The organism is Chloroflexota bacterium (genome assembly GCA_015478725.1).
Lineage (GTDB): Bacteria > Chloroflexota > Limnocylindria > Limnocylindrales > CSP1-4 > C-114.
In genome coordinates this window covers 12,351-24,228 of the sequence record JADMIG010000018.1, presented here as the reverse complement: position 1 = coordinate 24,228, position 11,878 = coordinate 12,351, and the positions used below count along the sequence as shown (strand labels likewise).

The window sequence follows — 11,878 nt, the reverse complement described above, 5'->3', positions numbered from 1 at the left end:
GACGAGAGGCGCGGCGGACATCACGGCCGCCGCGGGAACTTCGTGAAGTCGGGCTTGCGCTTCTCCAGGAACGCCCGGCTCCCCTCGTGAGCCTCCTCGGTCTGGTAGTAGAGCATCGTCGCGTCGCCAGCAAGCTCCTGGAGGCCGGCCAGGCCGTCCGTGTCGGCGTTGAAGGCTCGCTTGAGGAAGCGGATCGCCGTCGGGCTCTTCTCGAGGATCTCGTCCGCCCAGCGGATCCCCTCCTCCTCGAGATCATCGAGGGGGACGACGGCGTTGACGAGACCCATCAGGAGCGCCTCCTGCGCCGTGTACTGGCGACAGAGGTACCAGATCTCGCGGGCCCGCTTGTGACCCACGATCCGGGCCAGCAGCGTCGCCCCGTAGCCCCCGTCGAAGCTCCCGAGCCGCGGGCCGGTCTGGCCGAAGCGCGCGTGGTCGGCCGCGATCGTCAGGTCGCACACGACGTGGAGGACGTGGCCGCCGCCGATCGCATAGCCGTTGACGAGGGCGATGACCGGGATCGGCAGCGAGCGGATCAGGCGCTGGAAGTCGAGGACGTTGAGCCTCGCGATCCCGTCCGAGCCGACGTAACCGCCCTGGCCCTTCACCCGCTGGTCGCCACCGGAGCAGAACGCCCGGTCGCCGGCTCCGGTGAAGAGAACGGCCCCGATCGACGTGTCGTCGCGGATCTGGCGGAAGGCGTCGATGAGCTCGGTCACGGTCTCCGGCCGGAAGGCGTTGAGAACCTCCGGTCGATTGATCGTGACCCTGGCGATCCCGGTTCCGGAGTGTTCGTGGATGATGTCGACGTAGTCGCGGACCTTCGTCCAGGTGACAGCCATCGTGGCTCCTCAGTGCGTGGGCGGGTCTGGCGTGCCAGCGAGAAAGGCGATGACGAGCCGGCGGAAGACCGCCGGCCGCTCGAGATGAGGGGTGTGCCCGGCGCCCTCGACGACCTCGAAGCGGGCTCCGGGGATCCCGCCGGCGATGACGGCAGCCCGCTCGCGGCCGACCGGGTCGAGGCTCCCGACCACGACGAGCGTGGTGGCGCAAACCTTGCCGAGGCGACCGTCGAGCGGCGTCATCGCTCCCTGCCCGCCGCCGCGGAGGGCGTTCGCCAAACCGGCTGGCGTGTGTCCCAGGCGCTGTCGACGGAGACGCTCCCGCGCCGCGGCCGGGAGCGCGACATGGCTCGCGAAGATGGGCTGGCCCTCCCAACGGTCGACGAACGCGGCGACCCCGTCGCGCTCGATCGTCTCGGCCAGCGCCTCGTCGGCGGCCCGGCGTCGGGCGCGTTCGGTGGCGTCGGCGATCCCGGCCGAGGGGCTCTCGAGGACGAGCCGCCGGATGGCGGTCGGGTGGTCGAGGGCAAGGCGCAGGGCGATCCGGGCGCCCATCGAGTAGCCGAGCACGTCGGCTACCGGCGCCCCGATGGCACGGGCCAGCGCTGCCAGGTCATCGGCCTGACGCTCGATCGCGTAGCGGGCCGGATCGACTGGCGCGTCGGAGCGGCCGTGACCGAGCAGGTCGACGACGATCGTCCCGTGGGAGCGCCCGAAGGCGGGCAGGTGGGGGGCCCAGCTCGAGCCCCGCCCCGTGAAGCCGTGGAGCAGGAGGAGCGGCATCCCCTGCCCACCCGCGCGGACCTCGAGCCGGACGCCGTTCACCGCCAGCCGAGTCATGGGCGGACCCCGGCGGCGCCGGCGAGGAGCCGCCCGAGGGCGTCCGAGACGGCCGCGGCGCTCGCCCGGTGGAGGGCCACGTTCCGCGTCCGATCGGTCCGGAGCTCGAGGACCCTGACCCCGGGCCGGTCGAGCGACCCGGCGACGGCGGGGCCGATCTCGCCCGGCCCGACCTGCCGGTGCTCGCCGCCCAGCGCGGCGACGAGCCGACCGAGATCGAGGCCGTGGGGCGTCCCGAAAAGCTCCTCGAAGTGGTCGGGCAGGCCGACCTCCGGCCGGGCCGCCGACGCCTGGGGCAGGAATGAGAAGATCCCGCCTCCGTCGTTGTTGACGAGGACGATCGTTGCTGACAGCGGATGGAGGCGCGCCGCGACGAGCGCGTTCAGATCGTGGACGAACGACAGGTCGCCGACGACGAGGGCGACGGGGCCGTCGTGGACCGCGGCTATCCCCAGGGTCGTCGAGACCACGCCGTCGATCCCGTTCGCCCCGCGGTTGGCGAGGCAGCGCACGGCCGCCGGCCCTGCCGGCAGGAACGCGTCCATGTCCCGGACCGGCATGCTGTTCCCGGCGACGAGCACGGTGCCGTCGGGCAGGACCCCCTCGAGGTCGGCGAAGGCCGCACCCTCGAACGGTTCGTCGAGCGTCGCCAACCAGCCGCGGATCGCCGCGTCCGCGGTCCGGTCGGCCGCCAGCCAGGCGCCGAGCCAGTCGACCTCCGCCGGCCCGGCGCGCACGGCCGCGACGGCCTCGGCGAGCGCCGCCGCGAGGCCGACCGGCTCGGCGTGGACCATCGTGACCGCCCGGAGCGTCGGCTCCGCCCAGCCGCCGTCGTCGACGACGATCTGCCGCGGCCGCTGCTCCGCGAGCATCTCGACGAGCGCTGTTGAGGTCGGGGTCCCGCCGAAGCGGATGATGAGGTCCGGCACGTGGGCCGCCCGAAACCGCTCCGAACGGACGATCGCGTCGTGTCGCGCGACGACGCGGGAGCGATCGTGGCGCCCGAGGCGGACGTTCGACAGGCCATCGGCGAGGATCGGGAAACCGCTCGCCGCGGCGAGACACGCCACGGCCTCGGGGAATCCGGGCAGGTCGAGCGGCCCGCAGACGATCAGCCCGCGCCGGAGACGGGAAAGCCGGTCGGCGAGCCGGGCGAGATCGCCCTCCGGGAGCGCCGCGCGCCCGCGCAGGACCTCGACGTGGGGCGGCTCGTCCGCGGCTCCCTCGGGCTCGAGCGAGCCCTCGGGCACGAGCGGCTCGCGGAACGGGAGGTTCACGTGGACGGGCCCCGCGGGCACCTCCACGGCCATCGCCACCGCCCGTCCCACGACTCCCCGGAGATGGGCCTCGAGGAGCGCCGACTCCTCCGGGACGGGGAGCTCGACGTACCACTTCGCGAAGCGCCCGTAGAGGTGAGACTGGTCGATCGCCTGGGGGGCCGACCGGTCGCGCAGCTCGGGCGGCCGATCGGCGGTCAGGACGACGAGCGGGACGCGACCCTCGCGAGCCTCCACGACGGCCGGCGCGAAGTTCACGACGGCCGTCCCAGACGTGCCCAGAATCACCGTCGGGCGGCGACTCGCGCGGGCCGCCCCGAGCGCAAAGTAGGCTCCCGCTCGCTCATCGAGGTGGAGCCAGGTCCGGATCGCCGGGTTGGCCCGGAGGGCCAGCGCGATGGGCGTCGAGCGCGACCCGGGGCAGACGACCGCGTCCCGGACCCCGGCCCGGACGAGCTCCTCGACGAGTGCTCGGAGCGGGCCGGCCGGTGTGCGGTAGGGCGCCGAGCCAGATGCCGTGCCGGCGCCAGCTCCCGCGCCTGCGCCGCCGCTCACGACGCGACCCTCCCGAGCGCGGTGGCGAGCGTCCGGAGCTTCATCAGCGACTCTTCCCACTCGCGCTGCGGATCTGAATCGGCGACGATCCCGCAGCCCGCGAAGAGGCTCGCCGCTCGACCGTCGACAACGCCCGAGCGGATCGCGACGACGAACTCGCCATCTCCTCGCCGGTCGAGCCAGCCCACGGGGCCGGCGTACCAACCGCGCTCGAGTCGCTCCTCGTGGGCGATCAACTCGAGCGCGAGCTCGCGGGGCGCCCCGCCGACCGCCGGGGTCGGGTGGAGCCGCTCGACGAGCCCGACGATCCCGACCGGTTCGCGCAGCCGGCCGCGCAGCTCGGTCGCCAGGTGCTGGATGTGGCGGAGCCGGACGACCGACGGCCGGTGCGGAATCTCGAGCCGATCGGTGACCGGGCTGAGGGTCTCGCGAAGCATCTCCACGACGACCGCTTGCTCCTCCCGATCCTTCTCGCTCGCCAGGAGATCGGCGCCCAGTCGCTCGTCCTCCTCGGCGTCCGAACCGCGACGGATCGAGCCCGCCATAGCGACCGTCCGGAACTCCCGGCCCTTGCTGCGCGCGAGCCGCTCGGGCGTCGCCCCGAGGAAGGTCCTCGTGCCGCGGCCGACGGCGAAGATCGTCGACTCGGGCCCCGTCGCCTCGAGGCGACGGATCACGGCAGGAACGTCGATGGACCCGTCGGCGTGGAGGTCGACCCGGCGGGCGAGGACGGCCTTGTCGAGCCGGCCACGGCCGACCGCGCCGGCGAACCGGGCCACGGTCGCCCGCCACTCCGGGGCCTCCGGGACCTGCCGGGCGATCCGGAGCTCGGCTGAGGCTGGGACGAGCGGCACCGGTTCGGTCGCCTCGGCAGCGAGCCTCGCCCACCGTCGGTCGAGCTCCCTCGCCACCGCTTCACGGGCGCCGGGCTTCGCCCCCGGCGTGATCATGATGCTCGCTGTCAGCCACGTCGACGCCTGCGTGACCGTCATGAGGAGGCTCGGCAGGCCGAGTCGGGCGGACTCGAAACCGGCCCAGGTTGGCGATCGTGCGGCCTCCGCCCCGAACCCGAAACCACCGAACAGGAGAGGACCCGCGCCGGGAACGTCGTCCGAACCCTGGACGACCGCGCCCTCGACGAGGTCCGACCAGGCGGTCGCGACCTGCCGGAAGCGGTCACAGCCGGTCGCCTCCACCGTCCAGGCCGACCCGATCGCGACGAGCCCGAACCCGGCGTCGGGCTGGAGCCAGATCGCCACCTCGTCGTCGATCGCGCGAGCCGCGGCGAAGAGTGCCACCGGATCGCGCCAGGCGACCGGCACCGTCGCACTGACGAGCGTTCGCACGCCGCGGACCGTGGTCCGGTCGAGGAGCGGCAAGAGAATGGCGACGAGTTCGTCCGCGCCGGAACCCGGCCGGCGATCGGTCTCGGCGCCGGTGCGATTGGTGACGGTCATCGCTCCGGCAACGCGGCAATCCGCGACTCGTCGATCCCCACCCCACGCAGAAGGACCGCCCGAAGCGTCGGATAGGTGCGTTCCAGCACATCGGGCCGGGAGGCCATCAGCCAGCGAACGACGATCTCGTGGAGTGCGCCGAACCAGGCCTCTGCGACCGTAGCGGTATCGAGCGGCGCGATGATCCCGTCCTCGACCGCCCGCTCCAGATGCGCCGCGATAAGGCCCGCGAACCGCTCGTGGAGGCGTTCGAGTTCGGCCTGGAAGACCGGGCCCGCGCCGATCGCATCGACAAGCAGGAGGCGGGCCATCGTCCGGTGCCCTGCGAACGTCGAGAGGACCGTCCAGAGCGCGACGTCGGCGCGAGCGATGGGGTCTGACTCGCGGGCAGCTTCGCGCTCGACCTTGGCCACGAGGCGGTCGGCGGTCGTTCGGAGCAGCTCGAGAAAGAGCGACTCCTTCGTCGGGAAGTGGAAATAGACCCCACCCTTGCTCGTCTCGGCCTGACGGGCGATCTCGTCGACGGCTGCGCCCCGATAGCCGAGGCCGCTGAAGACGTGGAAGGCGGCGTCGAGGATCCGCTCGCGCCGGCGTCTGCTCCGCTCCTGCGTCACTCCCCTGGAGACCTCGCCCATATCCGACTTGTTGGTCGGTTTGTGGAATCGTATCAGAACGTTCCGCCCCAGGGCTCGGCCGGCTCCGGCGCGCCGCTGCGCGAACCCTTCTGTGCGAAGTCGGAATCGCTGACTCAGGACACCTCGACACGACCAATGAGGTCGACGTCACGGGTTCGTCCCGAGCCCGGCGCCTTTCCAGCCCGCAGGAATCGCAGATCCGTCGGCTGGATCAGCTCCGAGAGCGGCGGCGCGCCGAACGAGCGGTGGACCTGCTCCTCCGGCGGTTGGCCGTACAGGGTCGTACGCTGGCGAGGTTGGCGACCGATCGAGCGGATGAGCGCCTCCATCCCCTCGGGCGCCAGCTCCTGTCCGTGGGTGGCGCCCGCTGCCCGCGAGATCGACTCGTTCATCAGTGTCCCGCCCATGTCGTTCGCGCCGCTCTGGAGCGCCGCTGCCGCGCCGGTCGGGCCGAGCTTCACCCAGGAGGCCTGGATCCTTCCGATGAGCGGATGGAGGGCGAGCCGGCTCACCGCGTGCATGAGGATCGACTCGCGGTACGTCGGCCCGCGCCGGGCGCGGCCCTTGAGGTACATCGGCGCCTCGAGGTGGACGAACGGGAGCGGGACGAACTCGGTGATCCCGCCGGTCCGCGCCTGGATCCCCCGCAGCACGAGCAGGTGACGGGCCCAGGCGTCGTAGCCCTCGACGTGGCCGAACATGATCGTGCTCGTCGTGCGCAGACCCACGTGGTGGGCCGCCTCGATGACCTCGGCCCACTCGGCGGTCCGGAGCTTGTCCGGGCAGATGATCGCCCGGATATCGTCGTCGAGGATCTCGGCGGCCGTGCCCGGAAGACTCCCCAGGCCGGCCTCGCGGAGTCGTCCGAGGTACGCCTCGGGCCCGAGCCCGAGCGTCCGCGCCCCCTGGCTCACCTCGAGCGGCGAGAAGGCATGGACGTGCATGGTCGGCAGCTCCGCCTTGATCGCCCGGAGCACGTCGAGGTAGAAGTCCCCTGTGAAATCCGGGTGGATGCCGCCCTGGAGGCAGACCTCGGTGGCGCCTCGCTCCCAGGCCTCCCGGCTGCGCCGGACGATCTCCTCGAGGGGCAGCAGGTACGGCTTCCCGCGGAGGTTCTCGGCGAGCTTGCCCTTGCTGAAGGCACAGAACTGGCAGCGGTACGTGCACACGTTCGTGTAGTTGATGTTCCGGTTGACGACGTACGTGACCTCGTCGCCGTTCGTCGCCCGCCGCAGCTCATCAGCGGCCTCCGTCACCAGCCGCACCTCGCCGCCACGGGCCTCGAAGAGCCGGACGATCTGGGTCGCGGTCAGGGCGTCGCCGCCGCCGGCGCGCTCGAGGATCGATGGAAGGGAGTTGCGACCGGAGATCGGCACCGGGCCGGCGATCAGCGACGTCAGCGGCGGACTGTCGGGGGTGATCCCGGCGAACCACGCTTCGTCCCGGGCGAATCCTGCGCCGTCAGACAGCCGGAGCACGCCCGGTCGAACCCCCTCGTCGATCCAGTGCGTCCCGTCGAGGACGTACTCGGGGTAGACGGTGAGGCGGGGCTGGAGGGCAAGCCCGCGCGACTCGGTGATGGTCCCGAGCCGATCGAGATCGGGCCAGGGGGCCTCCGGGTTGACATGGTCGACGGTGACCGGCGAGACGCCGCCCCAGTCGTCGATTCCCGCGTCGAGGAGGCGGCCGAAGTCGCCGGTGAGGTTCGGCGGGGCCTGGAGATGGGCTCTGGACCCGAGGATCAGGCGGGCGACCGCGATCGTCCAGAGGTGGTCATCGAGCGTCGGCTCGGCGCTCTCGGCCATCTTCGTGCCGGGCTTGGCCCGGAAGTTCTGGACGATCACCTCCTGGATGTGGCCATGGCGGGCATGGCGGTCCGCGATCGCATACAGGGCGTCGATCCGCTCTGCGCGGGTCTCGCCGATGCCGATGAGGATCCCGGTTGTGAACGGGATCGCCAGCCGACCGGCCGCCTCGATCATGGCGAGCCGGCGCTCGGGCAGCTTGTCCGGCGAGCCGAAGTGTGGTCCGCCCCGTTCGCTGAGCCGCGGGGTCGCCGTCTCGAGCATGATCCCCTGCGAGGGAGCGACCGTCCGGAGCAGGGCGAGCTCGTACTCGGAGACGACGCCCGGGTTCGCATGGGAGAGCAGCCCCGTCTCGCGGAGGACGGCGCCCGCCGCCTCGGCGAGGTACGAGATCGTCGTCGGATGGCCGAGCGCGGCCAGCTCATCGCGGGCCACGGCGTAGCGCAGCTCCGGCTTGTCACCGAGGGTGAAGAGCGCCTCCCGACAACCGGCCGCAGCCCCCGCCCGCGCGATCTCGACGACCTCGTCGAGGCTCAGGTAAGCCCGTTCACCTCGCCGGGGAGGCCGGGCGAACGTGCAGTAGTGGCAGACGTCGCGGCAGAGCTTCGTGAGCGGGATGAAGACCTTCGGGGAATAGGTGATCCGGCCGTGGCCGCGCCCATCTCGGAGAGCCACGGCCCGGGCGAGCAGCGCCTCGAGCTCGGGCCCGTCGGCGATCCCGGTCAGGGCGTGGGCCTCCGCGCGGTCGATGCGCGGGGTCGCCCCCGTGGGAAAATCGGTGGCATGCGTCGCGTCTGACTTACGCCGGATGGGTGTCGCAGGCGTCATCGGTCCCGAACCTTCCTTCTCAGATCGCACGGGAATCAATCATCTCGCTGTGGGCCCGAGCCGCCAGCTCCGGACCGGCCAGGAGCCTCGCCATCTCGACCGCGTCGCGGGCCGCGTCGGCGCCCCGATGGTAGGTGCCATCGGCGCGGTCCCAGGCCTGGGCCATCGTGTTGGTGGTGAGGACGCCGAAGATCACCGGCCGACTGGTGTCGAGACCGACCTGGAGGATCCCGTCCGCGGCCGCAGCGGCGACGAAATCGAAGTGCGGCGTCTCCCCCCTGACGACCGCGCCGAGGCAGACGACCGCGTCCGGGGGGATGGCAGAGCGAAGCAGCGCGTGGGCCACGATCGGCAGCTCGAATGCCCCGGGAACGCGGAGGAGGAGGACGTCCTCCGGCCGGACCCCGAGCCGGACGAGCTCGTCGCGGGCCGTCTCGACGAGCCGCTCGACGATCTCCGCGTTGAACCGCGAGGCCACGATCCCGATCCGCAACCCGCGTCCGTCGCGGCCGTCGCCCGCGGACTCGCCACGGCCGACGCTGGTTTCCGAGCTGGCGGTCATCGGTTCGTCTCCAGCAGATGGCCCAGGCGGGTTCGTTTCGTCGCGAGGTAGGCGGCGTTCTCCTGCCCAGGTACCACCTCGAGCGGGCGGCGTTCGAGCACGCGGATCCCGGCGGCCTCGAGGCCCTGCACCTTCGCCGGGTTGTTCGTGAGGAGGCAGACCCGATCGACCCCGAGATCGGCGAGGATCGCCGCCGCTCGTCCGTAGTCACGAAGGTCCGCCGGGAATCCGAGCGCAAGGTTCGCGTCGACCGTATCGAGCCCGGCATCCTGGAGGGCGTAGGCCCGGGCCTTGTTCGCGAGCCCGATGCCGCGACCCTCCTGGCGCAGGTAGACAAGGATCCCAGACCCGGCTGCGGCGATCGTCGCGAGCGCCTGCTCGCGCTGGGGGCCGCAGTCACAGCGAAGCGAGCCGAGGACGTCGCCGGTGAGGCATTCGGAGTGCACCCGGACGAGAGCGTTGTCCGGGTCCGGCTGGCCGAGGACGAGCGCGAGGTCGTTGAGCCCGTCGCCGGCGCCATAGACGATCATCCGGAAGCGCCCGTGCTCGGTCGGGAGCGAGCTCTCCGCGACCCGGACCACCGAACCTCGCGCCTCCACCGACCGGCCCTGTGGCCGAACCTCGCCCGCGGCGTCGTCGAAGCCGGCGATGTCACCGACCGTGATGAGCGAGAGATCGTTGGCGGCCGCAAACGCGGCCAGCTCTGGCCGCCGGGCCATCGTGCCGTCGGGATTCATCACCTCCACGATGACCGCGGCGGGTTCGAGTCCGGCCAGCCGGCAGAGCTCGACGGCGGCCTCGGTGTGTCCTCGCCGCTCTCTCAACCCCCCGTCCACGGCGCGGAGCGGGAAGACGTGGCCCGGTCGCACCAGATCGGCGGGCCTGGTCGCGGGGTCGATGAGCGTGCGCACGGTCGCCGCCCGCTCGGCGGCGGAGACGCCGGTCGACACCGTGGCGGCATCGACACTGACGGTGAAGGCGGTTCCCTGTCGCGACGTGTTCGCGTCGACCATGAGCGGGACATCGAGCGCGTCGAGCCGCCCGCCGTCCATCGCCACGCAGACGAAGCCGCCCGCCTCCCGGATGAGAAACGCGAGCCACTCGGCGGTCGCGAACTCGGCGGCGAGGACGAGGTCGCCCTCGTTCTCGCGGTCCTCGTCATCGAGAACGAGGACCGGCCGCCCAGCCCGGAGCGCGTCGAGCGCTGCGGTGATCGCGACGGATGGATCACCCTCTCCCGGCGGCGAACCATCCGCGGCGGCAAGCGGGCGGGGTGCCGGCGCCCCATCGAGGAGGTGGCGGGCGAAGAGGTCGACCTCGACATTCACGATCGTACCGGGCCTGGCCGCCCCGAGGGTCGTCAGCTCGAGCGTCGTCCGGACCAGGGAGACGACGAAGCCGTCGGGCAGCGAGCGGACGACGGTCAGGCTCACCCCGTCGACCGTGACGAACCCTTTTTCGACGATCGCGCGGGCGAGCCGACCCTCCCGCAGGCGAACCCGCAGCAGCCGAGCGTCTCCCTCGGGAACGACCGAGACGACCTCCGCGATCCCGTCGATGTGCCCCTGGACGAGGTGGCCGCCGATCCGATCCCCGAACCGCAGCGACCGTTCGAGATTGACCGAGTCGCCGGCGACGAGCCCGCCGAGGTTCGAGCGTCGGAGCGTCTCGGGCATCAGGTCGAAGGCAAGCTCGTCGGGGGCCGGGCGGCCGGCCGCGGTCAGGCAGGCGCCGTTGACGGCCACGCTCTCGCCGTCGACCACGTCGTCGAGAAGCTCAGGGGCGTGAACGATGAGCCGGATCCCCGGCTCGCCCGAGGTGAGAGAGGCGACCCTGCCGGCCCCCGCGACGATCCCGCTAAACATTCGCGACCTCCATCGGCGGCCCGGCCGGGCGCGCCACGATCCAGACATCCCGATCCCGCCGGACGAGATCGACGATCTCGAACCGGCCGGCCCGATCGATCCGCTCGACGCCGATCCCGCCGACCGGCGTGTTCGCCCCACGGCCGCCGATCACGAGCGGCGCCACGCAGGCCTCTACCTCATCGATGAGCCCAAGCGCGAAGAACCCCGCCAGCAGTTCGCCGCCACCCTCGACGAGCACCTCGTTGTAGCCTCGCCGGCCGAGGGCAGCGAGGAGGTCGCGGAGGTTCACGCGCCCCGATCGGTCGGGTGGGAGGCCGAGAAGGCCGAGGCCGCGATCCTCGAGCGCCGCGGCGGCTTGGGCGAGGGCCGGTGCCGGACCGCTCAACCGGTCCGCCTCGATCGCATCGTCTGACGTCGAGCCGCGGCCCGCTGCCGCGAAGGCCACCGTCGTCCCGGCGGCGAGTTCAGGCCCGGCGAGCGCCGCATCGAGGGGCATCCGCAGCCGCGTGTCGACGACGATCCGATGGGGCTGGCGGCCATCGGCCGGCATCGGGCGCACGGTGAGGCGGGGGTCGTCGACGAGCACGGTCCCGATGCCCACGATCACCGCGTCCGAGCGATCCCGAAGCACATGACCGTGCGCCCGCGAGGCTTCGCCGCTGATCCAGCGGGCGTCGCCGGAGTGAGTCGCGATCTTGCCGTCCAGGCTCATCGCGAATTTCGCGGTGACCCACGGGCGACCGCGCCGATGGCGGAGCAGGTACCCCCGCAGGAGCTCCCCGGCCGCCGCTTCCGACTCGCCGACCTCGACTCGGATCCCGGCCGCGACGAGGGCGCGGTGTCCGCTGCCCGCGACGCGCGGATCCGGGTCCCCGACCGCATACCAGACCTCGGCGACGCCCGCGGCGATGATCGCCTCCGTACAGGGAGGCGTCCGGCCGTGGTGGCAGCAGGGCTCGAGCGTGACGTAGAGGGTGGCGTCCCGGGCGAGTGGACCGGCCTCCGCCAGGGCGATCGTCTCCGCGTGAGCTGTGCCGGCGGCAACGTGATATCCCTCGCCGACGATCTGGCCGTCCCGGGCGACGACGGCGCCGACGGGAGGATTCGGGGCCGTCCGGCCGCGCCCGAGGGCAGCGAGCTCGAGGGCTCGTCCCATCGGATCTTGCGCCGGTCTCTTCATCGCGCCCCGTCACCTCATCCGGCTCGGGG

At 72.3% G+C, this 11,878-nt stretch carries 9 protein-coding genes; all 9 read right to left on the bottom strand.

Features of this window, described 5'->3' with window-relative positions; translation table 11 throughout:
• Positions 1-20: 20 nt before the first annotated feature.
• Positions 21-842, bottom strand: a complete 822-nt coding sequence (menB, locus tag IVW53_11110; GenBank protein ID MBF6606119.1) for a 1,4-dihydroxy-2-naphthoyl-CoA synthase — start codon at positions 840-842, stop codon at positions 21-23.
• A gap of 9 nt (positions 843-851) precedes the next feature.
• Positions 852-1,682: an alpha/beta fold hydrolase gene (locus IVW53_11105; protein MBF6606118.1), complete on the bottom strand. Its 831-nt coding sequence runs from the start codon at positions 1,680-1,682 to the stop codon at positions 852-854.
• Positions 1,679-3,514, bottom strand: coding sequence for a 2-succinyl-5-enolpyruvyl-6-hydroxy-3-cyclohexene-1-carboxylic-acid synthase (gene menD, locus IVW53_11100; GenBank protein ID MBF6606117.1), 1,836 nt, complete (start codon positions 3,512-3,514; stop codon positions 1,679-1,681). Before menD ends, IVW53_11105 begins: the two co-directional genes overlap by 4 nt.
• A complete protein-coding gene (locus tag IVW53_11095; GenBank protein MBF6606116.1) occupies positions 3,511-4,971 on the bottom strand; it encodes an isochorismate synthase in 1,461 nt (486 codons plus the stop codon). Before IVW53_11095 ends, menD begins: the two co-directional genes overlap by 4 nt.
• On the bottom strand, positions 4,968-5,585 hold the full coding sequence (locus IVW53_11090) for a TetR/AcrR family transcriptional regulator (GenBank protein ID MBF6606115.1): 618 nt from the start codon (positions 5,583-5,585) through the stop codon (positions 4,968-4,970). Before IVW53_11090 ends, IVW53_11095 begins: the two co-directional genes overlap by 4 nt.
• 134 nt (positions 5,586-5,719) lie before the next feature.
• A complete protein-coding gene (cofH, locus tag IVW53_11085) occupies positions 5,720-8,239 on the bottom strand; it encodes a 5-amino-6-(D-ribitylamino)uracil--L-tyrosine 4-hydroxyphenyl transferase CofH (GenBank protein ID MBF6606114.1) in 2,520 nt (839 codons plus the stop codon).
• A 19-nt stretch (positions 8,240-8,258) separates the two neighbouring features.
• Positions 8,259-8,801 (bottom strand): 6,7-dimethyl-8-ribityllumazine synthase, encoded by a 543-nt coding sequence (locus IVW53_11080; GenBank protein ID MBF6606113.1) that lies wholly within the window; start codon positions 8,799-8,801, stop codon positions 8,259-8,261.
• A complete protein-coding gene (gene ribA / locus IVW53_11075; protein MBF6606112.1) occupies positions 8,798-10,666 on the bottom strand; it encodes a GTP cyclohydrolase II in 1,869 nt (622 codons plus the stop codon). Before ribA ends, IVW53_11080 begins: the two co-directional genes overlap by 4 nt.
• Positions 10,659-11,825 (bottom strand): bifunctional diaminohydroxyphosphoribosylaminopyrimidine deaminase/5-amino-6-(5-phosphoribosylamino)uracil reductase RibD, encoded by a 1,167-nt coding sequence (gene ribD / locus IVW53_11070; protein MBF6606111.1) that lies wholly within the window; start codon positions 11,823-11,825, stop codon positions 10,659-10,661. Before ribD ends, ribA begins: the two co-directional genes overlap by 8 nt.
• Between the last annotated feature and the right edge of the window lie 53 nt (positions 11,826-11,878).

Bases quoted from the DNA above. Each gene is read 5' to 3' on its own strand.
- menB (MBF6606119.1), bottom strand. From the start codon at position 842: ATGGCTGTCACCTGGACGAAGGTCCGCGACTACGTCGACATCATCCAC.
- IVW53_11105 (MBF6606118.1), bottom strand. From the start codon at position 1,682: ATGACTCGGCTGGCGGTGAACGGCGTCCGGCTCGAGGTCCGCGCGGGT.
- IVW53_11095 (MBF6606116.1), bottom strand. From the start codon at position 4,971: ATGACCGTCACCAATCGCACCGGCGCCGAGACCGATCGCCGGCCGGGT.
- cofH (MBF6606114.1), bottom strand. From the start codon at position 8,239: ATGACGCCTGCGACACCCATCCGGCGTAAGTCAGACGCGACGCATGCC.
- IVW53_11080 (MBF6606113.1), bottom strand. From the start codon at position 8,801: ATGACCGCCAGCTCGGAAACCAGCGTCGGCCGTGGCGAGTCCGCGGGC.
- ribA (MBF6606112.1), bottom strand. From the start codon at position 10,666: ATGTTTAGCGGGATCGTCGCGGGGGCCGGCAGGGTCGCCTCTCTCACC.
- ribD (MBF6606111.1), bottom strand. From the start codon at position 11,825: ATGGGACGAGCCCTCGAGCTCGCTGCCCTCGGGCGCGGCCGGACGGCC.